This is a genomic window from Devosia geojensis, from assembly GCF_000969415.1.
In the GTDB taxonomy this organism is placed as follows: domain Bacteria; phylum Pseudomonadota; class Alphaproteobacteria; order Rhizobiales; family Devosiaceae; genus Devosia; species Devosia geojensis.
In genome coordinates, this window is sequence record NZ_JZEX01000179.1 from 26473 (window position 1) to 48024 (window position 21552).

The 21552-nt window shown below is 65.7% G+C and carries 19 protein-coding genes; 8 read left to right on the forward strand and 11 right to left on the reverse strand.

The genetic code is table 11. The features are described 5' to 3' along the window. Window positions 1-11: 11 nt before the first annotated feature. From VE25_RS19595 to VE25_RS19605, 3 genes are all read right to left on the reverse strand, one after another. Window positions 12-464 (reverse strand): RrF2 family transcriptional regulator, encoded by a 453-nt coding sequence (locus tag VE25_RS19595; protein WP_046110414.1) that lies wholly within the window; start codon window positions 462-464, stop codon window positions 12-14. 169 nt (window positions 465-633) lie between these two features. Further along, window positions 634-1203, reverse strand: a complete 570-nt coding sequence (locus VE25_RS19600) for an RBBP9/YdeN family alpha/beta hydrolase (protein WP_046110359.1) — start codon at window positions 1201-1203, stop codon at window positions 634-636. 427 nt (window positions 1204-1630) lie between these two features. Beyond that, window positions 1631-2527, reverse strand: a complete 897-nt coding sequence (locus VE25_RS19605) for a helix-turn-helix domain-containing protein (RefSeq protein WP_046110360.1) — start codon at window positions 2525-2527, stop codon at window positions 1631-1633. A gap of 165 nt (window positions 2528-2692) precedes the next feature. Between VE25_RS19605 and VE25_RS19610 the strand changes: the two genes are divergently transcribed. From VE25_RS19610 to VE25_RS19630, 5 genes are all read left to right on the forward strand, one after another. Continuing rightward, window positions 2693-3982 carry an ABC transporter substrate-binding protein gene (locus VE25_RS19610; protein ID WP_160300007.1) on the forward strand — a complete coding sequence of 430 codons (1290 nt, stop codon included), beginning with the start codon at window positions 2693-2695 and terminating at the stop codon, window positions 3980-3982. Between the two features lie 74 nt (window positions 3983-4056). Then, window positions 4057-4968 (forward strand): carbohydrate ABC transporter permease, encoded by a 912-nt coding sequence (locus VE25_RS19615; RefSeq protein ID WP_046110361.1) that lies wholly within the window; start codon window positions 4057-4059, stop codon window positions 4966-4968. Beyond that, window positions 4965-5843: a carbohydrate ABC transporter permease gene (locus tag VE25_RS19620; protein WP_046110362.1), complete on the forward strand. Its 879-nt coding sequence runs from the start codon at window positions 4965-4967 to the stop codon at window positions 5841-5843. The genes VE25_RS19615 and VE25_RS19620 overlap by 4 nt, the downstream gene beginning before the upstream one ends. Window positions 5844-5861: 18 nt before the next feature. Beyond that, window positions 5862-6818 carry a dihydrodipicolinate synthase family protein gene (locus tag VE25_RS19625; protein WP_046110363.1) on the forward strand — a complete coding sequence of 319 codons (957 nt, stop codon included), beginning with the start codon at window positions 5862-5864 and terminating at the stop codon, window positions 6816-6818. A 41-nt stretch (window positions 6819-6859) separates the two neighbouring features. Then, window positions 6860-7894: an aldo/keto reductase gene (locus VE25_RS19630; protein ID WP_046110364.1), complete on the forward strand. Its 1035-nt coding sequence runs from the start codon at window positions 6860-6862 to the stop codon at window positions 7892-7894. A 20-nt stretch (window positions 7895-7914) separates the two neighbouring features. Here the strand turns inward: VE25_RS19630 and VE25_RS19635 are convergent, their stop codons facing one another. From VE25_RS19635 to VE25_RS19670, 8 genes are all read right to left on the reverse strand, one after another. Next, complete coding sequence (locus VE25_RS19635; RefSeq protein WP_046110365.1) at window positions 7915-9429, reverse strand: DUF5060 domain-containing protein; 1515 nt, start codon at window positions 9427-9429, stop codon at window positions 7915-7917. 14 nt (window positions 9430-9443) lie between these two features. Next, window positions 9444-11036, reverse strand: a complete 1593-nt coding sequence (locus VE25_RS19640; protein ID WP_046110366.1) for a DUF5060 domain-containing protein — start codon at window positions 11034-11036, stop codon at window positions 9444-9446. 53 nt (window positions 11037-11089) lie between these two features. Further along, window positions 11090-11920, reverse strand: a complete 831-nt coding sequence (locus VE25_RS19645) for an ABC transporter ATP-binding protein (RefSeq protein WP_046110367.1) — start codon at window positions 11918-11920, stop codon at window positions 11090-11092. Continuing rightward, window positions 11911-12888 (reverse strand): ABC transporter ATP-binding protein, encoded by a 978-nt coding sequence (locus tag VE25_RS19650; protein ID WP_046110368.1) that lies wholly within the window; start codon window positions 12886-12888, stop codon window positions 11911-11913. The genes VE25_RS19645 and VE25_RS19650 overlap by 10 nt, the downstream gene beginning before the upstream one ends. Continuing rightward, window positions 12885-13793, reverse strand: coding sequence for an ABC transporter permease (locus VE25_RS19655; RefSeq protein ID WP_052732099.1), 909 nt, complete (start codon window positions 13791-13793; stop codon window positions 12885-12887). Before VE25_RS19655 ends, VE25_RS19650 begins: the two co-directional genes overlap by 4 nt. After that, the gene (locus VE25_RS19660) at window positions 13790-14791 is read right to left on the reverse strand and encodes an ABC transporter permease (RefSeq protein WP_046110369.1); all 1002 of its coding nucleotides are present in this window, start codon (window positions 14789-14791) and stop codon (window positions 13790-13792) included. The genes VE25_RS19655 and VE25_RS19660 overlap by 4 nt, the downstream gene beginning before the upstream one ends. A 72-nt stretch (window positions 14792-14863) precedes the next feature. Beyond that, complete coding sequence (locus VE25_RS19665) at window positions 14864-16771, reverse strand: ABC transporter substrate-binding protein (RefSeq protein ID WP_046110370.1); 1908 nt, start codon at window positions 16769-16771, stop codon at window positions 14864-14866. A 293-nt stretch (window positions 16772-17064) separates the two neighbouring features. Beyond that, window positions 17065-17880: a DeoR/GlpR family DNA-binding transcription regulator gene (locus VE25_RS19670; RefSeq protein WP_046110371.1), complete on the reverse strand. Its 816-nt coding sequence runs from the start codon at window positions 17878-17880 to the stop codon at window positions 17065-17067. Window positions 17881-18290: 410 nt separating this feature from the next. Here VE25_RS19670 and VE25_RS19675 point away from each other — a divergent pair, with 410 nt between their 5' ends. The 3 genes from VE25_RS19675 to VE25_RS19685 are packed head-to-tail and all read left to right on the forward strand — an operon-like array spanning window position 18291 to window position 21538. Further along, window positions 18291-19112, forward strand: coding sequence for a transketolase (locus tag VE25_RS19675; protein WP_046110372.1), 822 nt, complete (start codon window positions 18291-18293; stop codon window positions 19110-19112). After that, window positions 19112-20071, forward strand: coding sequence for a transketolase family protein (locus tag VE25_RS19680; RefSeq protein WP_046110373.1), 960 nt, complete (start codon window positions 19112-19114; stop codon window positions 20069-20071). Before VE25_RS19675 ends, VE25_RS19680 begins: the two co-directional genes overlap by 1 nt. Next, window positions 20072-21538, forward strand: a complete 1467-nt coding sequence (locus VE25_RS19685; protein WP_046110374.1) for an FGGY family carbohydrate kinase — start codon at window positions 20072-20074, stop codon at window positions 21536-21538. The last annotated feature ends 14 nt before the right edge of the window (window positions 21539-21552 follow it).

The window sequence follows — 21552 nt, forward strand, 5'->3', positions numbered from 1 at the left end:
CCTCCCCCGGCTCAGGCGCGGATCGGCTCCTCCTCGACGAGCTTCTCCGGGCCGCCGGCATCGCGCATCTCTGCCAGGCTCGTGTTGTCGAGCACCTCGGCGATGGCATTGCGCACGTCGAGCATCAGATGACGGACTCGGCATGTGGCCTCCTCGCAATCATCGCAGGGCTGATAGCGCGTCTTGCTGGCGCAGGGGATGGGCGCGAGCGGACCATCGAGCACGCGCACCACGTGGCCGATCTTGATCTCCTCGGGCGGGCGGGCGAGGCAGTAGCCGCCAGCCTTGCCCTTGCGGGAATAGACGAAGCCGGCGTTGCGCAATTCGGCAAGGATGGCGTCGAGGAATTTCTTGGGGATGTTGTTGGCCCTGGCCACCTCGCCGACAAAGGCGAGATCGCCCGGAGGCAGCGCGGCAAGGTGCGTGAGCGCCTTGAGTCCGTACTTGCCTTTTTTCGTGAGCATCTGGCGTGAATGGTTGGTGTGACGGGGCGGAACGCCCAAGGGCTCGGCGCCGCTGCGCCAGCCCATTCCTGCGGGTCCGCCCCATACATAAAGTCTAGCGAAGCAGTGTACAAGAGTGATCTCCTCCTCTGCTGCCGACTGGTGAACGGCGAGTATAGTTGCGAAAAGTCTATCGTACCAGTCGTGTTTCGACAGGCGCTACGCGTCCGGCAGCCGCCAGGCGCGGAACGAGCCGGTAGCCTTCCACCCAGCGCCCGTACCCGCTGGCCGGGTTGATGTGTCCGGCATAGCCGAGATCCACGATCTCGCTGCCCCAGTCCGTTCCGATGTCGATTGCGGCGCGGAACGACATGTAGATGTCGTCGCGGCTGGCGACGAGGATCGACGGGAACGGCAGGCGTCGGCGGGGAATGACGCCGAATTGGTAGGTGCGGGCGTGCAGGCGCGAGGTGCGCTCGATGTCGGCCGGGGCCACGAGAATGGCGCCACCCACCATGGGCGCGACTGGGCTTTCGGCAAGGCGGGCGGTGAGAATCGTGCCGAGGCTGTGGCCGACGACGATGGCGCCGGGCGAAGCGCGCACGGCCGCCTCGAGGGCGGCGAGCCATTGGTCGGCGTCGGGCCGGGCCCAATCCTCCTGCTCGACGAGGCGCGCGCCCGGCTGGTCGCGCAGCCACCACCACTGCCAGTGGCCTTCGCCCGAGCCGTTGAGGCCGGGCACGATGAGGGTCCGCGCCATCGCCGCCGCTCCAGTTCGTTCAGGGAATCGGTCCGCAGGAGGCGGCGCCTCAAGGACCCGGCGGCAAGCAGAGCTGCAGGAAGCGGCGTTCGGCTTCCTCTTCCTCTGGCGTGCGGGGCACATGGCGCTGGGAACGCCCGGGAGCGGCCTGCTCCTTCCGGGTAAGCGCCGCTCCACCGAAGAATGGACGCTTGCGAGGCGCTTTCGCCGAACGTCTGCGCCGCCCGGAGCCGGGCTGCAGGATACCGAAGAACGCGATCATGATGTCTCTCCCGTTTCGGCTAACCTGCCAATAATTTCTTTCTCTATAGAATTAGTCGAGTTGTGATCGTTGCGTATTTCCCCGCTCTGGTAAAACCCTGTTCCCTCACGACGGGAATGTTGGGAATGCCGCTGCGGCGAGCGGGCAACCGAGCGTCTTGCCGCCTCAGGCGTCGATCAGCGAGCTGCTGCGCTGGCGGCGGAAATCGGACGGGGACTGGCCGGTAACCTTGCGGAAGGACTGGTTGAAGGCGCTCAAGGAGCCGAAGCCGCTTTCCATGGCGACATCGAGGACCGTCACGTCGTCAGCAAGGAGCAGGGATTGCGCATAGGAGAGGCGCAAGAGCGTGATGTACTCGTTGAGCGTCATGCCGGTCGATTTCTTGAAGACGCTCATGGCGTATTTGGGGTGGATCTCGACGTGAGAGGCGACGTCGGCCGAACCGATGTCGTGCCGGAAGTTCTCGGTGATGTAGGCGCAGATCTCGATAACGTTGCGGAAGCCCTGCGCATCGAGCGGCTCGCCTTCGAGCCGGCCCATTTCCTCGCCGTCGACGAGCCGGTAGGGCTCGAAATTGATGCGGTTGAGGCGCAGGAGCAGCTCGTCGATCGCGTGCTCGCGGCGCACGGGATCATCGCTGTTCATGTATTGGGTCAGGCGCCGGAAGGTTTCGCCGTCGGCCTGCCCCTCGTGGCGCGTGACGACCGTCGCGCCGCGCGTCAGGCGCTGCATGAGCTCGCCCGAGAGGCGCAGCCGGAAGAAATGGACGAGCGGCAGGTGGATGGCGACGAGCTCGGTATCGGGCGCCACCTCTACGGCCTGGTGCGGCTGGCCGCCCCAGAAGATGCAGACGTCCCCCGCCTCGAGGTCGACGGTGTGATTGGCCATCCGGTAGGTCATGGCCCCGGAATAGATGTGGTTGACCTCGACCTGGGCGTGCCAGTGCGGGTGCGGCATGTAGCAGCCGCTGTTGCTGGCGGCGACGAGGCTGGTGGGGATGCGCTCGAGCTCGTGCGAGAGCTGCGTCCACGCCTTTGTTTGCGCCGTCTTACCTTTCCACAAGTCTCCACTCCCATCCAAAGAGACGCAGCCCTCCGCGCGACCTAGGGTATGGCCAGCTCGAGGCCGGCGCAAACGAAATGGACCGCAGCAAGACGGTCCCGAGGTGCGGCGCGGCCGGAGGCCCCGCAAATCATAGCGCCCACCGGGCGCGTGGAGGAGACCCGAATGTCTGGACCATTCTATCGCATGCTGGCTTGCGCCGGCACGGCTGCACTTTTTCTGTCGGGCGCGGCGACCGCGCAGGAGCGGGTGGAGCTGACCTACTGGAACTGGGCGCCGCATATCGACGAGGTCGTGGCCATCTGGAACGAGGCCAACCCCGATATCCACGTGACGGTCAGCCGCGCGGCCGGCGCCGCCGAGATCGTGCAGAAGCTCTCGGCCGCCCATACGGCCGGCAATCCGCCGGACGTGACCAACGTCACCTATCAGGACCTGCCGGCGCTGGTGGTCAACGGGCTTGTCGCCGACATCACCCCCGAGATGGCCTCGCTCAAGGACCAAATCGCGCCGGTCGCCTGGGACCTCGTCACCTTCGGCGACACGACCTGGGCGACGCCGCAGGGCACCTCGCCGATGATGTTCTTCTATCGCAAGGACATCCTCACCGATCTCGGCATCGAGGCGCCGGCGACCTGGGAGGAGTTCGAGGCAGCCGCCAAGGCGGTGCGGGCGGCCGACCCCGGCAAGTACCTCGCTCATTTCCCCTCGAGCGACCCGGGACTCTTCGCGGCCCTCACCCATCAGGTGGGCGCCCAGTGGTGGCGGCTCGACGGCGACCAGTGGACGGTCGGCATCAACACCCCGGCAGCCAAGGAGGTCGCGGCCTACTGGGAGCGGCTCGTGGCCGAGGACGCCGTCTCGACCATGCAGACCTGGTCGCCCGAATGGGGCGCGGCGATGGCCGACGGGTCGCTGCTCGGCTTCATCAGCGCGGTCTGGGCGCCGCCGCTCATCGCCAACCTCGCACCCGACACGCAGGGCAAGTGGGGCGTCGTGCCGCTGCCGCGCTGGAGCCAAGGCACCGGCGCCGAGCTCTCGGGCGGCGTCATGGGCGGCAGCGCCACGGCCGTCTCCTCGCTCACCAAGCACCCGGAGGAGGCCAAGGAATTCGCCATCTGGATCACCAACAATCTCGATGCGCTCTCGGCCTATGTGCGGCTAATGAACATCTGGCCGGCCCAGCTTTCCGCCCGCGACCTGCCGCAACTGAAAGAAGCGCCGACGTTCCTGCCGGACGCGACGGATTTCTACACCATGGCCGCCGAGATCGACGTCGATACGCCCAGCGTTTCCTGGGGACCAAATGTCAGCGCCGCGTTCGACGTCTATCGCAACGCCATGGGCGAGGCGGTGCAGAACAAGTCCGGTTTCGCCGGGGTTCTCGACCAGGTGCAGCAGACGGTGTTCGGCGACATGTCGAACCAGGGCTACAGCGTGGTCGAGGCGCAGTAAGGCGCCGCGTTCCGCACGATCCGGCCGGGATCATCCCGGCCGGGCTCTCCAACCAGACGCAGGCAACACCACCGATGCGCAGGAAACGCTACCATCCCGTCCCGCCGATAACGCCGTGGCTCTTCGTCGGGCCGGCGGTGGCGCTCTCGCTCTTCACGATCCTCGCCCCGTTCGTCTATTCGATCATGCTGAGCCTGCGCGGCATCCGCGTCAGCGGGGGCGGCCTCGGGCGGCGCGAGGAGGTGTTCGTCGGGCTTGCCAACTACTGGACGGCGCTGACCAATGCCGAATTGTGGGCCGGGTTCGGGCGGATGCTGACGGTCGGCATCATCACCGTACCGCTGATCCTCGGCTTTGCCCTCCTCTTCGCGCTGATGCTCGACGTGCCGCGGGTGCGCTTTGCGCGCTTCTCGCGCATCGCCATCTTCGTGCCCTATGCCGTGCCGGGCGTCATCGCGTCGCTGATGTGGGGGTTCATCTATCTGCCCGGCGTCAGCCCCATCCGCGAGATCGCCGCCAATCTCGGCCTGCCGCAGCCCGATTTCTTCACCCGCGATTCGGTCTACTGGTCGATCTCCAACATCGTCATCTGGGGCGGGGTGGGCTTCAACATGGTCATCCTCTTCACGGCGCTGCGCGGCATTCCCGCCGACCTCTACGACGCGGCGCGCATCGACGGCTGTAACGAGTGGCAGATCGCCCGGCACATCAAGCTGCCGCTCTTGCTGCCGGCGATCGTCCTCACCGGGCTCTTCTCGCTCATCGGCATGATCCAGCTCTTTTCGGAGCCGACGACGCTGGAGCCACTGAGCAACGCGGTCTCGACCACCTGGGTGCCGATGATGCTGGTCTATCGCGACACCTTCGTCGCCCAGAGCCTGCACGCGGGCGCCGCGACCTCGATCCTCATCGCCGTGCTGACGACATTCGCCTCGGTCGTCCTCTTCTGGATCACGCGCCGGCGCAGCCAGGGGGGACGGACATGAGCGCGTTCACCGACGGCAAGACCGCCCGCGCCGGAGTGCGGGGCGGCTCGGCCTGGATCCCGACCGTCATCCTCATCCTCGGCGCGCTCTATTGCCTGCTGCCGCTCTACTGGCTGGTGGCGGCGGCCAGCAAGCTGCCGGGCGAACTCTTCACCCTGCCCTCGTTCCTGCCCGGTTTCAGCGGCGGGCTCTGGGAGAATATCGCGAGCCTTACGAACTATCGCAGCGGGCGCTACTGGCTGTGGACCTGGAACTCGCTGATCTATGCCGGCGGGGGCGCGGCGCTCTCGACCATGGTTTCGGCGATGGCGGGCTACGGGCTGGCCAAATACAACTTCGCCGGACGCGGGCTCGTCTTCGGGTTCCTCCTGGGGGCGGTGCTGATCCCCGGCGTGGTGCTCGCCGTGCCGCAATACCTGCTGATGAGCAAGCTCGGTCTCGCCAGCACCTACTGGTCGGTGCTGATCCCCTCGATCGTCTCGCCGCTCGGCATCTATCTCTGCCGCGTCTACGCGGCGGCGGTCATTCCCGACGAACTGCTGGAGGCCGGAAGGATCGACGGGGCGAGCGAGGTGCGCATCTTCTTTTCCATTGGCCTGGCGCCGATGATCCCCGGCCTCATCACCGTGTTCCTTTTGCAGTTCGTCGGCATCTGGAACAACTTCCTTTTGCCCTTCATCATGCTCGCCGACGAAAGGCTCTTCCCGTTGACCGTCGGCCTCTACACCATGGTCAACCAGGGCACCGAGCAGCCGGGTGTCTATACCCTCATCATCACCGGCGCGCTCGTCTCCATCCTCCCCCTCATCGCCCTCTTCCTGCTGCTGCAGCGCTACTGGCGGCTCGACCTCATCTCCGGGTCGGTCAAGGGCTGAACCCAAAGGAAACCAAGAATGTCCAAGGACCTCATCCCCAACGGCGCCTGGCCGGTTATGCTGACGCCGTTCCTTACCGACCGGTCCATCGACTGGGTCGGCGTCGACCGGCTGGTCGACTACTACGCGGCGGCGGGTGTCGCCGGAATCTTCACCGTCTGCCTGTCGAGCGAGATCTACCAGATGAGCCCGCAGGAGCGCCTCGAGCTCGCCCGCCGGGTGGTGAAGCGCGCCAACGGGCGCGTGCCGGTCATCGCATCGGCGGTCGCTGGAGCTTCGCCCGAGAGCCAGGCCGAAGCGGTCAAGGCCATGGCCGATACCGGCGTTGCCGCCGTCGTGCTGCTGCCCTGCCTCATCGCGGGGGAAGGCGAAGGGGACGACGTGTGGCGGACGCGCGTCGAGGCGATCCTTGCCGGGACGGGGAACATCCCCCTCGGCTTCTACGAGTGCCCGCGGCCCTACAAGCGCGGCGTCTCGCCCGAAAACCTCGGCTGGGCGGCGCGCGCCGGGCGCGTGCTCTTCCACAAGGACACCTGCCACGACCTCGACCTGATGCGCGAAAAGCTCAAGGCCGTTGCCGATACCGGGCTCAAGTTCTTCAATACGCAGATGGGCACGCTGATCGAGACGCTCGACGCGGGCGGACACGGCTTTTCGAGCTATGCGGCCAACCTCTATCCCGAGCTCGTGCAGTGGCTGTCGACCAATCACGCCGCCGACCGGGCGCAGGCGCTGCGCGTGCAGCAGCTCCTCGCCATCGCCGAGCATGCGATCAACGCCAAATATCCGGCTTCGGCCAAGTTCTTCGTTGCGCAGAACGCCGGCGTCGAGATCGCGACGACCTGCCGCTCGATCTACGACAGCCTCAGCCGGCATGACGAGCTGCCGTTGCTCGCGCTCATCGATTATGTGAAGAGCCTCGACCTGCCGGTCGACATCGTCAGCCTCGCGACGGCGCTTCGAAAAAGCGCATAAGAGCTCCGGCACTTCCCAGCTTTCAACAACCAGGACAAGCCATGACCTATCGCGCGGCCGCGAGCCGTTACGACTCCATGCCCTATCGCACCGCCGGACGCAGCGGCCTCAAGCTCCCCGCCATCAGCCTCGGCCTCTGGCAGAACTTCGGCGGCACGCGCGACTACCCGTCGGCGTTCGCGATCCTCGGCGCCGCGTTTGATGCCGGCATCACGCACTTCGACCTCGCCAACAACTACGGCCCCCCGCCGGGCGCAGCCGAGGAGCTGTTCGGTCAGGTGATGGCGCGCGATTTCCGGCCCTATCGCGACGAGATCATCGTCTCCAGCAAGGCCGGCTATCGCATGTGGGAAGGACCCTATGGCGAGTGGGGCAGCCGCAAGAACCTGACCGCAAGCTGCGACCAGAGCCTCAGGCGCCTGGGGCTCGACTATGTCGACGTCTTCTATTCCCACCGCTACGATCCCGTCACGCCGCTCGAAGAGACGATGGGCGCACTTGCCGACATCGTGCGGCAAGGCAAGGCGCTCCATGTGGGTATTTCCAACTATCCGCAGTCCGAGACCCGCGCGGCGCAGGCCATGCTCCAAAAACTCGGCACGCCCTGCGTGCTGCATCAGCCGAGCTATTCGATGCTCAACCGCTGGATCGAGGCGGACGGCACGATCGATGCGTGCGGAGAGCTCGGCATCGGCATGATCGCGTTTTCGCCGCTGGCCCAAGGCGTACTCTCGGGCAAGTACAACACCGGCGACACGCAGGGCGCGCGCGGGGTGAGCAACAACCCGTTCCTCAAGGCCGCCGAGATCAAGCCCGAGACGCTCAACGCCGTCGACGCCCTGGCGAAGATCGCCGCGGCGAGCGGGCAGAGCCTGCCGCAACTGGCGCTCGCCTGGGTGCTGCGCCGGCGCGAGATCACCTCGGCGCTGATCGGCGTGCGCACGCTCGAACAGCTCCACGACAACCTTGGCGCCCTCGCGCGCCTCGATTTCTCGCCAGAGGAACTCGAGGCGATCGACAAGGCCACCGCAGGCGGACGCTCGGACGCCAGGCCCTCCTGGCAAGCGGCGCGTTAGCCGGCCCAAGTGCCGCCCGCTCAGTCGAGCGGGCGTACGCGGATGGCGAGGTAGGGCTTGCCGGGCAGCTCGACGGCGAAGGCGGCGTCGGGCCTTCTCGGCCGGACGATCGCGCCGTGGCGGGTGGGATGGTTTTCCGGGGCGGGGACGATCTTTGCCGGCGTCACCGTCATGTTCCAGGTGTCGATGAGATCGACCGCATAGCGCCGGTCGTCCTGGGGCAGGCCCGCCGCCCAGATGACCGGCTGGTGCTCGCCGAAATAGATGTAGGTGACGTCGCCGTCGCGGGCGCCGGAGATGCGGTTCCAGGGGAAGCCCGTCGCACGTTCGATGGGCTCCAGGCCGTGGGTGACGTCCTCTTCGAGAAGGTCACGCAGGAACCCGATCCGCTTCCAGGCCTCGCCGTGCAGCTCGCCGCCCTTGGCCCACCAGATGAGGTCCTGCGGGTGGCTGTAGGTCTCGCCATGCCCGGCATAGCCGCCGCGCATCAGCGTCGTCCAGAAGCGGTGCGTCAGCTCGCCGGCAGAGATGTTGCCCCAGCACTGGATGATATTACCCTCATATTCCGGCTCGTCGTTGACGACGGGCTTGCCGTAGTCGGCGCGCCATTCGGGAGTGCGCTTGACGTCCCAGTTCTGGATGCAGACATGGGTGACCCAGGGCTTCCTGTGATCGTAGTTGGCGGCAGGATCGCCGTTGTGGATGGAGCGCAGGTGGCCGTAAGGGTCGTTCTCCTCGATGATATGGAAATAGCGCTCCCACTGGTGGAGCGGCTTGGTATCGAGGAGGAAGTCGTACTCGTTGGCGAGCGCCCACCAGACATTGCGGTAGGCGGCGAGGCGTGCGGTGAGGTAAGCGACGTAGCGGTAGTCCTGCTCTTCGCTCATGTCGCAATAGCCCCAGCGGTCGTAGGGATGGAAGATGATGATGTCGGCCTCGATGCCGAGCTCGCCCAGCGCCTTCACCTGGTTCTCGAAGTGGCGGAAGCTTTCCGGATTCGGCCGGTCGAAATCGAGCTTGCCGTCGGCGCCGGGCTGGTAGACGTCGTGCAGCGGCTCGTTGACGTTGTAGGGGTAGTCCTTGGGAAAGACGCCCATGCGGATCTTGTTGAAGCGCGTCTTCTTCAGCGTCGCGAGCGTCTTTTGCTGCTCGGCGAGCGGCTGATGGGTCCAGGCATAGCAGGTGGTGCCGAAGGAGAGGTACGGCGTGCCATCGGCATAGGCGAAGTGGAACTTGTTGGCGACCCGCACGGGTCCATGGACCTCCGGCCGGGCGGGCGTGACGGTAAAGGCGCCGGACTTACCGTCTAGTTCTGCCACGTTGGAGCGGGTCGAAAAGCTCCACTCGCCTTCGTTGTCGGGCATGAAGCGCAGCTTGTAGACGCCACCGCCATCGTAGAACCCGGGCACCCGCACGACCCGGCCGTGCTGGCGGAAGAACCCATCGAGGGTGACGTCGAGAAAGGGATTGCCGCCGGCCGGACCGGCAAGGCTCGCCTCGTACACATCCCATTTGGCGACGCTGGTGTTCGTCATGGTGTTTTCTTCCCTCAGTTGTCGACGCGCGTCAGCAGCAGCGCCTGGTAGGGCTTTGGCGCGAAATGCAGCAGCTGGCCGCGCTCGACGTTGTCGGCGAGCGGGGTCTGCGTCATCTCCCAGGTATCGATGAGCGTGGCCGCATAGCGCTCGCCGGGCGGTACGGCTGCAGCCACCTCGCCCGGCTGGTTCTGGCCGAAGTAGGTGAGGTAATAGCGGTGGGGCTGACCGGCGGTGGCGAAATGGGCGGGAACGCGGGACCAGTCCTCCTCTCCCGGCACGGGGGTGAAGAGACGGTTCATCAGCACCTTGTCCAGTCCGCCGGCCATCATGACTTTGTAGGACCCGGTGTGCGGCATCGGGTCGAGCCCTTCGTCCGGCCCCTCCTCCAACAGACGCTTGAGGAACGCAATGCGCGCGATGCTCTCGCCGCGCAGAGAACCGCCCTTGGCCCACCAGATGACGTCGCCGGGGTTGCGGAAGGTCTCGCCGTGGGTGACGTAGCCGCCATTGACCGTGCCCTCCCAGAAGCGGTGCACCAGCTCGCGGCCGGAGATGTTGCCCCAGGCTTCGGCGATGTCGCCCTCGTAGCAGACCTCGTCCATGGAAACGGGCTTGCCGTATTGCTCGCGCCAGAGCGCCGAGCGCGCGGGATCGGGCCGCTGGATGCTGGCGTGGGTCACCTTGGGGTGGTTGTGATCATAGAAGGCGAAGCAGTTGTGGACGCCGAGCAGGTGCCCATAGGGGTCGTTGTCGGCCACCACATGGATGAGCCGATCCCAATCGGCCGGCGACTTGGCGGCCATGAGATCATATTCGTTGGCCATCGACCACCAGACGTTGGGAAAGGCCGAAAGGCGCGCGACGAGGTATTTGAGATAGCGGTCGTCCTCGTCGGCGCTCATGCGCGCGAAGCCCCAGCGGTCATAGGGGTGGAGCACGATGAGGTCGGCCTCGACGCCGATCTGCGCCAACTGGGCGATGCGCTTTTCGAGGTGGCGGAAATAGCCGGGCTCGAAGCGCTCGAAATCGAACTCCCAGCCGCTGCCGGAGAACCCGCCGACCCACTTGCTCTCGCCCTTCTTCAGCAAGGGGAAAGGATACCGCTCGGGCTCGTTCTCGTTGTAGCGGTAGTGCTTGGGAAAGACACACATGCGAATCTTGGTGAAGGGCGCCTCGGCAAGGGTTGCCAGCGTCTCCTCCTCCAGCGCGTCGCCCTGCAGGTTCCACACATAGGCGGTGGTGCCGATGTTGATGTAGCGGGTGCCGTCGGCATAGCGGAAATGATGGCGGTTGGAGACGCGCACGGGACCGTGGTGGCCGGGCCTGGCGGGCGCCACGTCGACGGTTCCCGTCGCACCGTCTAGCGCCGGGCTGTTGCTCCTCGTCTCGTAGGTCCATTGGCCGATGGCGTCGGGCAGGAAGCGGATCCTGTAGATGCCGTCGCCGTCATAGAAGCCTGTCACCCGCACCCGCCGATCGCCCCGGCGGAAGACGGCGCCGAGCTCGACGTCGCGGAACGGATTGCCCTGCGAAGGGCCGGAAAGCGTGAGCTCGAACGTCGCCCACAGCGACGCGGCGCCGTTGGCGGTGGCGGTATCGGTCATTTCTTTTATCCCGTAGCTAGTGGCGGGCAGGACCCGCCGGCAACAAACGACTTTCAATGAGGCGCCGCGGCCGCCTTGCGCGGCCGCCAGCGGGAGCGGGTGGTGGGAATGGATCCGAGCAGCAGGCGCGTATAGGCGTGCTGAGGGTTGGACATCACGTCGCGGGCGGCACCGAACTCGACGACCTGCCCCTTGTTCATCACCGCCACGAAGTCGGAGATGTAGTAGGCGGTGGCCAGATCATGGGTGATGTAGAGGAAGCTGCGGCCGGCCTCGTCGCGCAGACGCTTGAAGAGGTTGATGATGATCATGCGGCGCGACGCGTCGATCATGCTCACCGGCTCGTCGGCGACGATGAGGCTGGGCTGCGGGATCAGCGCGCGGGCAATGGAGACGCGCTGCAGCTCGCCGCCGGAGAACTGATTGGTGTATTTGCCCACGACATCGGCGAATTCCAACCCGACCGAGGCCAGCGCCTGTTCGACCGCCGCTTCAGCGGCCTGGCCGCGAAGGCCAGCCACCCGGTCGGCGGTCTCGAAAAGGTAGGCATCGACCGTGCGGTAGCGGCTGAAGGCCTCGAACGGGTTCTGGAAGATCGGCTGGATGGAAGAGAGGAACTCGCGCTTGCCGGGCTGCGCTCCGCGCCCCGCGACCACCTTGTCGTAGACGATGGCGCGCCCGGACGTCGGCTCGACGAGGCGCAGCAGCGTCTTGGCGAGCGTCGTCTTGCCGCTGCCGGATTCGCCGACCACGGCGATGATGACCGGATTGTCGCTCTCGACGCTGATGTCGACATCGTTCAAGGCCTGGATGGTCCTGGCGCGCCCGAAGCTGCCGAGGCGGTAGACCTTGTTGAGGCCCTCGGTCCTGAGGATCACTGCCATTGGACGCCTCCCGACGGCATCTCGGCGCCGGCATAGTGGCAGGCGGCGAAGTGGCCGGGCCGGTGTTCGACGAGCACCGGCTCCTCGACGCGGCAGCGATCGGTGGCGAACGGGCAGCGGTCGGCGAAGCGGCAGCCGCGCAGCTCCCCCCAAAGGCTCGGCGGGCGGCCCGGAATCCCGTCCCGCGCGCGATCGTCGCCGATGGTCGGCAGCGAGCTGATCAGCATGCGCGTATAGGGGTGGAGCGGCGCCTCGAAGACGCTGTCGCTGTCGCCATATTCCACGGCCTTGGCCGCGTACATGATGAGCATGCGATGGGTGACCTGGTAGTGGACGCCCATGTCATGGGAGACGAGGACGATGGTGTTGCCCATCTCCTCCTGCAGCTCCATGAGGAGCATGAGGATCTCCTTTTGCACCACCACGTCGAGGGCGGTGGTCGGCTCGTCGGCGAGGATCAGCTCAGGCTGGAAGAAGGTCGCCATGGCGATCATCATGCGCTGGCGCATGCCGCCCGAAAGCTGGTGCGGGTAGGCATCGAGCGCCTCGGCGGGAAGGCCGAGCTTGCCGATATAGGCCCGCACCTGCTCGAGCACGCGGCGCTTGTCCGGATCGTTGCCGGGAAAATCGATGAACTGCTGACTGATGCGGATGACCGGGTTCAGCGAATTCATCGAGCTCTGCGGCACATAGGAGACGCGGCGGAACCACTCCTGCTGCACGGTATGGCTGGTGACGGGCGCGCCGCGCCGGTCGACAAAGCCATATTCGATGGAGCCCGACGCGAGGGTCATGGGTGAAAGGATGTCGCCATAGAGGACCTTCATCAGGGTCGACTTGCCGCAACCGGACTCCCCGGCGACGCCCAGGATGCAGCCATCGGGGATCTCGATGGTGACGCCGTCGACGGCGTTGATGGAGCCGCGCCCGGTGCGATAGCTGGCAACGACGTTGTTGAGGCGGATCATGAGACACCACGCTTGCTGGCGAAGGCCGCGTTGAAGCCGGTCGAAGTGAGAAAGAGGCCGAGGAACAGCACCACCGTCGCGACGATCGGCGCGACGATCCAGACGTACTGGCCGGTGAAGAGCGCGTTGTAGTTGAGCGCCCAGAAGATAATGGAGCCGAGCGTCGGCACCTCGATCTTGGAGAGCCCGATCACCGCCAGCGTCGCCTCGAGGTTGATCGCAAAGAGGATCGTGTTGATGAAGCCGACGAGGGTATAGGCCATGACGTAAGGGAACACCTCGCGCACGAGGATCTGGATGGTGTTGGCGCCCGAGAACCGCGCCATGTTGATGAACTCGCGCTCGCGCAGCGACAGGGCCATCGACCGGACCGTGCGCGCGTCCCACGCCCAGCCGAAGATCATGATGATGATGCCGACGGTGAGGAACGAGGTGTTGCCGCGGATGAGCGCGCCGAGGATGATGAGGATCGGCAGCAGCGGAATGGTGATGAAGGTATCGACGAAGAGCATCACGATCCGCTCGAACCGTCCGCCGATATAGCCGGCGCTCAAGCCGACGATCGTGGCGATGACGGTCACGCCGGCCGCCACCAGAACGCCCAGCATCAGCGAGTTGCGCACGGCAAAGACGAGGAACCAGAAGATGTCCTGCCCGAGGGCATTGGTGCCGAGCCAGTGGACCGGCGACATCGGCAGATTGCGCATATAGGTCGCCTGCACCGACGGGTCCGCCGGCGCGAACAACGGCAGGACGAAGCTGCCGAGCCCCATGACCACGAGGATGGCCAGCCCGGCGGCAAGGCGCGGGTTGACCAGCCAGAGCCAGCTTGCACGGGCCTTCGATCTGGCCGGGGCGGACACGAGAACGGCCGGCATGGCGGTGTCTTTGATGTCGATGCTCATCTGTGCCGGATCCGCGGGTCGAGAAGGGGATAGATGAGGTCGATCACGAGGCCGGCGGTGGCGACGGCGATGATCGACAAGGTGATGGCGCCATAGAGCACGTTGTAATCGCCGCCGGTGGCGGCCGTGCGCATGACGAGGCCGATGCCGGGATAAGAGAAGATCATTTCGGTCAAGAGCGCGCCGTTGAACACCATGCCGAGCGAAAGGGCGAGCGCGGTGACCTGCGGCAGGAGCGCGTTGCGGAAGACATAGCGGGTCATCCGCATCCAGTTGGAGGCGCCCTTCAGGCGCGCATAGGTGACGTAGGGCTCCTCGGTCGTCGCGACCGCCAGCGCCTTCATCGACAGGATGTTCCAGCCGAACCCGGCAAGGACCAGCGTGATGCCCGGCAGAAGCGAGTTGTAGATGATCATCCCGAACTTTTCTGGCGTCATCTGGCCGACGGGGAACGTCGCCGAGAGCGGGAAGATCGGGAAGACATAAGCGAGCAGCAACAGCACCGTGACCGCGAGGATGTAATAGGGGATGGGGTAGAGCAGGATGCCGACGAACTCGAGGACGGAGGCGGCCTTCTTCCTGTGGAAGTAACCGGCGACGAGCCCGACCATGTTGCCCATGACCCAGGCGATGAACGTCGACATCAGCAGCAGCCCCAGCGTCCAGGGCAGCGCGTTGAGGATCATCGCCGAGACGGGCTGCGGGTAATAGGTGAAGGACGGGCCGAAATCGAAGTTGAGGACCACGCGCTTGAGGTAGGCCAGGTACTGGGTGAAGAGATCACCTTCCAGGCCGTAGAGCTGCTCGAGATTGACGCGCAGCTCCGCGATCGCCTCGGCCGAGATCGAGCCGTTGGCCCGGCTCTGGATCTGGCCGATATAACCGTCGACAGGATTGATCGGCATCAGCCGGGGCAGGAGGAAGGTGATCGTCAGTCCGATGAAAAGGACCGCCAGATAAAGCCCCAGCCGCTTGGCCACGTAGCGCATGACACCCATGGGTCACATCCTTGGCTTGAAGAGCGCGGCGGGGCAGCCGGGAGGATTGGCTGCCCCGCCCCGTGAGACGACCTATTGCTGGCCGGTCGGCTCGATCCGGACGACCGTCTGCTTGAACGAGCTCCACCAGGTGTAGGGGGTGGCGTAGAAGTTGTCCTGCTTGGGGAAGTTCGTCCAATAGGTGCTGTTGGTCGGGATGGTGGTGGGGATGTTCATCAGATTGATCATCTGCATGTCTTCCACCAGGTAGCGGGCGATCTGCCGGCCGTTCTCGATGAACTCGGGCGCGTTCGTCTCGAGGCTGGCGCTCTCGGCCACGAGATCGAAGATCCGCTCGTCGGTGATGCGCATGTAGTTGCCCGAAAGCTGGTCGGTTGAATCGGCCGGCTGCACGTTGTTGGGGGTGAACTGGCGCCAGGAATTCTGCCAGTTCGAGTTGTAGGTGCACGAGTTCGACCAGTTGAGCTGCAGCTCGTTGCGCGAGTTGGTGTTCTGGACGGTGGTGAATTCGCCATTGTCCACCTGGCGGGCGCTGACGTTGAACCCGGCCTGCCGCCAGCTGTCGGCGATGGAAAAGCCTATGCGCTGCATCACCTTGTTCCAGTCGCCGGGGATGACGAGCTCGAAGGTCCAGGGCGAGCCGTCCGGCAGGGCGAAGTAGCCGTCCGCCCCTTTGACCATGCCGACCGACTCGAGGAGGCTGGCGGCCTGCTCGGGATCGTGCTTCCACCAGCCCATGCCGAAGCCGTCGCGGATGGCATCGCCTGAGGGCAGCTGCGAGGCATCGACGCCCTGGGCGGCCAGGGTCTCGGCGAGCTCGGCCCCGAAGTTCGGGTTGAAGGGTTTGTAACCGTCGGCGAGGGTCAGCTCCTCGAGGAACGAACGCAGCTCATCATAGTAGAGCGGCCCGGTGATGGGCGTATCGGCGAGCGGCAGGGCGCCGGCCTTGAACTGCCCGCTCATGGCGCTGATGCCGACCTGCTGTAGGTTGACCGTCAGCGCCAGGGCCCAGCGCACCTCCGGCATGTCGAACGGCGCCTTCTGGCCGTTGATGTAGATGCCGTAGGAGCAGGCATCGTTCATGTCGTGGTAGGGGAAGGTCGGCGAGAAGGTCTCGATATTGGGATTGCGCGCCTTGGCGGCATCGATGCTGTCCGGGCTCATGAAGGTGTCGACGTCGTACTGGTTCTGTACGAACGCCAGCGCGCGCGTCTCCTCGGTGCCGAAGTCCTTGTAGAGGATGTATCTGGGCTTGGGTTCGCCGAGATTGCCCCAGCCGGAGCGCTCCCAGTCCTCGCGCAGCTCCCAGAGCTGCCAGAAGCCGTTGGGGTCGAACTCGCGGATCTTGTAAGGCCCGAGCGTTACCGCCGGCGCGTTCTGGAAGGTGACGACCTCGTCGCCCAGCGGCTCGAAGATATGCTTGGGCACGATGTTGAACTGGGAGCCCCAGGTATAGACGCCCAGGACCGTGGTGAAATCGTAAGCCGGGCGGACCGTCTCGATCTCGAAGGTATAGTCGTCGACCTTATTCCAGCTCTTGACGTAGTTGGTGACGGTCGCAACGTTTGTCAGCTGCTCGCGGTATTTGAACGCGGTCTCGAGGGTGTAGATCACGTCGTCGGCGGTGAACTCGACGCCGTCGCTCCAGTAGACGCCCTCGCGCAGCTTGACGCGGAATTGGGTGCGCTCATCGTTGAGGACTTCCGGGAAGCCATCGGCGAGCTCGGGATAGGATTCGCCGGTGGCGGTGTCCATCTCCCAGAGGAAGCTCCAGCCGAGCTCGCGGAAGCCGCGCCAGATGGCGTAGGAATTGAGCGGGTTCTGTGCCGAAGGGTTGGCGGAACGCCCGTCGAACGCCTGGACGATCAAAGTCTCGCTGCGGGGCGTGCCGACGTCGGTCATCGCCCCCTGCGCAAAGCCGGTAGTGGTCATCAGGGCACCCAGGACGGGCGCCAGCAGGTATCGGCCGAGCCGTGCCATTGTTGTCTCCTCCTTGAATGGCCGTGCGCCGCATGCGGCAGCCGACCAGATCCGGGCGGATTTCGAGGACTGACGAGCCGGAAGGCGACCATGCCGGTTCAGCCCCGCCGTTCGGCCAGGCATATCCGGTCTTTTGCGGCAACCTCCCGCAGATCCCACGCGCACACCCGTGGCGCGCTTCGCAAGTTAGTTTTCGTTTTCTTGCGATTTCTAACGAATATGAGCGAAAGAATTCGGTGTCAATGGCTCTCGCAAGCCAAGTGCCACGATTCGATAAAAAACGAAGGGGCCGATTAGCCGGCGACGATGACCTCGACGCCGCGCCGCTCGAACTCGGCCCGGTCGGCATCGGAAATGCCGTCGTCGGTGATAAGCGTATGGACGATCTCCACACCGCCGAGGGCCGAGAAGGACACCCGCCCGATCTTGGTGGAATCAGCCAGGAGATAGACGTGCGAGGCGGCCTTGACCATGGCGCGCTTGACATAGATGTCGCCGATGGCCGGATAGGTGAGCCCCGCCTCGAACGAGACGCCGGCGGTCGCCAGGAACAGTTTCTCGGCATAGATGCCGACGAAGAAATCGGCGGACTTCTCCCCGCTCAGCGACAAGGTCGGCGCCTTGAATTGACCGGCGGGCATGTGCACCGTATTGGTGGGCATGGCCCCCAGGATCAGGGCGATGTTGAGCGCGTTGGTGATGATGTTGAGGTCGTGCCGGGCCTTGAGATTCTCGGCAAACTGGGTGGCGGTGGTGCCGGAATCGATGATGATCGTTTCGTGATCGCCGACGAGCGCGGCGGCGGCCTCGCCGATCTTGCGCTTCTTGTCCATGTTCTGCACGTGCTGCAGCGTCATGGACTGCACCTGCTGCGGCACGGACTTGAGGTAGGCCCCGCCGTGCTCGCGCGTGATGTAGCCATCGGCATCGAGGCGCTCGAGATCCTGGCGGATCGTCGCTTCCGAGACGGCAAAGGCGGCCGAAAGGTCACGCACGCGCGCGCTCCCCTCCTCCTGCAGCCACTCGAGGATCTTCATGCGCCGCGGTTCGGCAAGAAGCTGCTGCCGGCCGCCGTCGGCGGCGATCCGCTCGCGCACGGCTCTGGACATCCTGGGTTTCTGCATCGCTCCCCCGCTTCCTTGCGCAAGCCCCGGCAGATCAGGCGACCTAGACACCGCAGTACCGCCAATCCGCCGCTTCCTGTTTGTCACCGCAGCCTGCGGAACGCAACAGGGTCAGCCAGGCCGACACCAAAGCCGATCGCAAGAAAACCGCATAAATCGAAATTTTTCCGTATTGCGCGAAAGAAAAACGCATTATAGCTTCTCGGCAAACGAGACGGCACGGGCATTCCGACGTCGTGCGCGAGGAGAACAGCTTTCCGCGAGGGCACCGCCGCCATGGCGGCCTGGTGCCGCCGGCGAGCCAGCCGATCCCGGCACGCGTATGACGAAGCGAAGTCGGAGCCCTGCGATTGCCCCGGGAGGCCAGATTGTCATCGTCCGCACCGGCCCATCACATGCAGACCAACGACCTCGTCTCGGCCATCCGCGCCAAGGCGCTATGGATACGCCGGCGCAGCTTCCAGATGGTCTATGAGGCCCAACAAGGTCATCCGGGAGGCGACTTCAGCGCCGCCGATATCCTGGCAACGCTCTATTTCGGCGTGCTGAGATTCGATCCCACCCGACCAAACGACCCGGCGCGCGACCGGTTCGTCATGAGCAAGGGGCACTGCACCGGCGCGTTCTATTCGGTGCTGGCGGCGGCGGGATACTTTCCGGAAGCGGAACTTTCGACCTACATGCTGCCGCTGTCACGGCTCAACGGCCACCCCAACCGCAACTACTTGCCCGGCGTCGAGACCAATACCGGGCCGCTCGGCCACGGCCTGCCGGTCGCCACCGGCATCGCCATCGCCGGCCAGATCGACGGAGCCGACTTCCGCACGTTCGTTCTGACCGGAGACGGCGAGTTGCAGGAGGGCAGCAACTGGGAGGCGGCCCTGACCGCCGCGCACCGCAAGCTCGAGAACCTCACCCTGATCATCGATCGCAACCGCCTGCAGCAGGGCGCGCGCACCGAGGAAACCGCCTCGCTCGACCCGCTGGACGACAAATGGCGGGCATTCGGCTGGCACGTGGAGATCGTCGACGGGCACGATCACGCCCGGCTGCTCGACATCCTGTCGGTCAGCCCCAAAGGGCGGGGCAAGCCGCTCTGCGTCATCGCCAATACGTTCAAGGGCAAGGGGGTGAGCTTCATGCACGACAATGTCGCCTGGCATCACGGCGTGCCCAACAAGGAACAGTACGAACAAGCCATGGCAGAACTGGTCTGATGAGCGCAGCAGTCCCGACACCCAGCGGTTATTTCGACTGCCGCGACAGCTTTGCCAACGTCATCGAGACGCTCGCCGAGGCCGACCCGCGCATCGTGACCGTCGTCAGCGACAGCGTCGGCTCGTCCAAGCTCACGGGATTTCGCAAGAAGTTCCCCGAGCGCATGGTCAACGTCGGCATCGCCGAGCAGGTGCTGGTGGCGGTCGGCGCGGGGCTCGCCAATGGCGGCAAAGTGCCGTTCGTTTCGGCGGCGTCGTGCTTTCTCACGGGCCGGGCATTGGAGCAGGTGAAGGCGGACGTCGCCTATTCCAACGTCAACGTCAAGCTCATCGGCCAGTCGAGCGGTGTCGCCTATGGCGAGCTCGGGCCAACGCACCATTCGATCGAGGACATGGCCTGGCTGCGCCCGCTCTCGAATCTCACCGTCATCGTGCCCTCGGACCCATGGGAGACGGCGGAAGCGGTGCGGTTCGCGGCACGGCACGAAGGCCCGGTGTTCATCCGCGTCAGCCGCATGCCCGTGCCGGCGCTCGAGCGCAAGAATCCGGTCTTCACCGTCGGCAAGGCCGAGGTGCTGCGCGAGGGCGGCGACATCGCGATCATCGCCAACGGTGTGATGGTGCACCGGGCGCTCGCCGCGGCGGCGGCATTGGCCGGCGAAGGCATCGAGGCGCGCGTCGTCAACATGTCGAGCATCAATCCGCTCGACGAGGAGGCCATTCTGGCAGCAGCCAAAACCGGCGCGGTGGTCACCGCCGAGGAGCACTCGGTGCGCGGCGGGCTCGGCGGCGCGGTCGCCGAGGTGCTGGCGACGCACCGGCCGGTGCCGATGAGCATCCTCGGCTTCCCGGGCTTCGTGCCGACGGGTTCGGCCGAATGGCTGCTCGAGCATTTCGGTTTGACGCCTGCTGGCATCGCCGAGGCGGCGCGCAGGACGCTGGCGCGCAAGGCCCAATAGATGACCGCGCCGCTCGTTCTCGCCATCGACCAGGGCACGACCAACACCAAAGCGCTGCTGGTTTCGCCCGACGGGCGGATCGTCGCGCAGGCAAGCGTGCCCAACGCGGTCGACTATCCCCGTCCCGGCTGGGCGGAGCAATCGGGCGAGAAACTCTGGCAGGGCGTGCGCGCAGCGATCGAGGCGGCGGTCGGCCGGGCCGGCGGCGCGGAGGAGATCGTTGCCCTTGCCATCTCCAACCAGCGCGAATCCGTGCTGGTCTGGGATGCGGCAACGGGCGAGCCGATCGGCCCCTGCATCATCTGGCAATGCCGGCGCACGGCAGAGGTGTGCGCGCAGCTGCAGGCGGCCGGCCATGCCGACCTGATCGCGGTGCGCACGGGCCTCGGGCTCGATCCGCTTTTTCCCGCTGCCAAGATCGCCTGGCTGATCGATGCCGTGCCCGGCGCGCGGCAGCGGGCCGAGCGCGGGGAGCTGCGCGCCGGCACGGTCGACACCTGGCTCCTCTGGAAACTAACGGACGGCGCGCTGCACGCCACCGACCACTCCAACGCCTCGCGCACCCAGCTTTTCGACATCGGGCGCCTCGCCTGGGACGCGGAGCTCGCCGAACTCTTCCGCGTGCCGATGCCGCTGCTGGCACAGGTGCATCCCTCCAATACCCGGTTCGGCAAGGTCGCAGCCGGCACGACTGCCCTGCCGGCGGGCATACCCATCCACGCCATGATCGGCGACTCGCATGCCGCACTCTACGGCCATGGCGTACGCTCGCCGGGCACCGTCAAGGCGACCTACGGCACCGGCACCTCGCTGATGACGCTGACGCCGGGCAAGGTGCGCTCGCGCCACGGGCTTTCGGCGACCATCGCCTGGAGCACGCCGGCGGGTGCCGTGCATGCGCTCGAAGGCAACATATCGGTCTCGGGCCAGGCAGCGCAGTTCATGGCCGAACTTCTCGGCCTTACCGATGCGAATGCGGTCGCAACGCTTGCCCAGACGGCCATCGACACGCAGGGCGTCACCTTCGTTCCTGCCCTTGTCGGGCTCGGCGCGCCGCATTGGCGCAGCGACGCGCGCGGCACCATCACAGGCATGTCGCTGACGACAAAGCCCGCCCACTTCGCCCGCGCCGCGCTCGAGGCCATCGCCTTCCAGGTCGCGGACGTGTTTACGGCGATGGAAAAGGACCTCGGTGCCGAGCTCGCCGGGCTTTCGGCCGACGGCGGCGCCTCGCAGAACGCCATGCTGATGCAGTTCCAGGCCGATCTTCTCGATCGGCCCGTCACGGCAAGCGCGGCGCCCGAGGTCAGCGCGCTGGGCGCCGCTGCCCTTGCCTTCGACGGGCTCGGCATCGCGACACAGTTTTCCGACGGCGGCACCCGCTTCTCGCCGGCGATCGATCCGGCGGCGCGCGCCGCACATCTCGAGCGCTGGCAGGCCGCCGTCCGGCAGACCTTGACGACATAACGCACAACGCATTT

What these genes read in the sequence shown, in the direction of transcription:
- VE25_RS19675 (WP_046110372.1), top strand. Translation starts at nt 18,291, where the DNA reads ATGCAGACCAACGACCTCGTCTCGGCCATCCGCGCCAAGGCGCTATGG.
- VE25_RS19660 (WP_046110369.1), bottom strand. Translation starts at nt 14,791, where the DNA reads ATGGGTGTCATGCGCTACGTGGCCAAGCGGCTGGGGCTTTATCTGGCG.
- VE25_RS19665 (WP_046110370.1), bottom strand. Translation starts at nt 16,771, where the DNA reads ATGGCACGGCTCGGCCGATACCTGCTGGCGCCCGTCCTGGGTGCCCTG.
- VE25_RS19670 (WP_046110371.1), bottom strand. Translation starts at nt 17,880, where the DNA reads ATGTCCAGAGCCGTGCGCGAGCGGATCGCCGCCGACGGCGGCCGGCAG.
- VE25_RS19600 (WP_046110359.1), bottom strand. Translation starts at nt 1,203, where the DNA reads ATGGCGCGGACCCTCATCGTGCCCGGCCTCAACGGCTCGGGCGAAGGC.
- VE25_RS19620 (WP_046110362.1), top strand. Translation starts at nt 4,965, where the DNA reads ATGAGCGCGTTCACCGACGGCAAGACCGCCCGCGCCGGAGTGCGGGGC.
- VE25_RS19645 (WP_046110367.1), bottom strand. Translation starts at nt 11,920, where the DNA reads ATGGCAGTGATCCTCAGGACCGAGGGCCTCAACAAGGTCTACCGCCTC.
- VE25_RS19640 (WP_046110366.1), bottom strand. Translation starts at nt 11,036, where the DNA reads ATGACCGATACCGCCACCGCCAACGGCGCCGCGTCGCTGTGGGCGACG.
- VE25_RS19635 (WP_046110365.1), bottom strand. Translation starts at nt 9,429, where the DNA reads ATGACGAACACCAGCGTCGCCAAATGGGATGTGTACGAGGCGAGCCTT.
- VE25_RS19630 (WP_046110364.1), top strand. Translation starts at nt 6,860, where the DNA reads ATGACCTATCGCGCGGCCGCGAGCCGTTACGACTCCATGCCCTATCGC.
- VE25_RS19655 (WP_052732099.1), bottom strand. Translation starts at nt 13,793, where the DNA reads ATGAGCATCGACATCAAAGACACCGCCATGCCGGCCGTTCTCGTGTCC.
- VE25_RS19650 (WP_046110368.1), bottom strand. Translation starts at nt 12,888, where the DNA reads ATGATCCGCCTCAACAACGTCGTTGCCAGCTATCGCACCGGGCGCGGC.
- VE25_RS19685 (WP_046110374.1), top strand. Translation starts at nt 20,072, where the DNA reads ATGACCGCGCCGCTCGTTCTCGCCATCGACCAGGGCACGACCAACACC.
- VE25_RS19610 (WP_160300007.1), top strand. Translation starts at nt 2,693, where the DNA reads ATGTCTGGACCATTCTATCGCATGCTGGCTTGCGCCGGCACGGCTGCA.
- VE25_RS19680 (WP_046110373.1), top strand. Translation starts at nt 19,112, where the DNA reads ATGAGCGCAGCAGTCCCGACACCCAGCGGTTATTTCGACTGCCGCGAC.
- VE25_RS19595 (WP_046110414.1), bottom strand. Translation starts at nt 464, where the DNA reads ATGCTCACGAAAAAAGGCAAGTACGGACTCAAGGCGCTCACGCACCTT.
- VE25_RS19615 (WP_046110361.1), top strand. Translation starts at nt 4,057, where the DNA reads ATGCGCAGGAAACGCTACCATCCCGTCCCGCCGATAACGCCGTGGCTC.
- VE25_RS19625 (WP_046110363.1), top strand. Translation starts at nt 5,862, where the DNA reads ATGTCCAAGGACCTCATCCCCAACGGCGCCTGGCCGGTTATGCTGACG.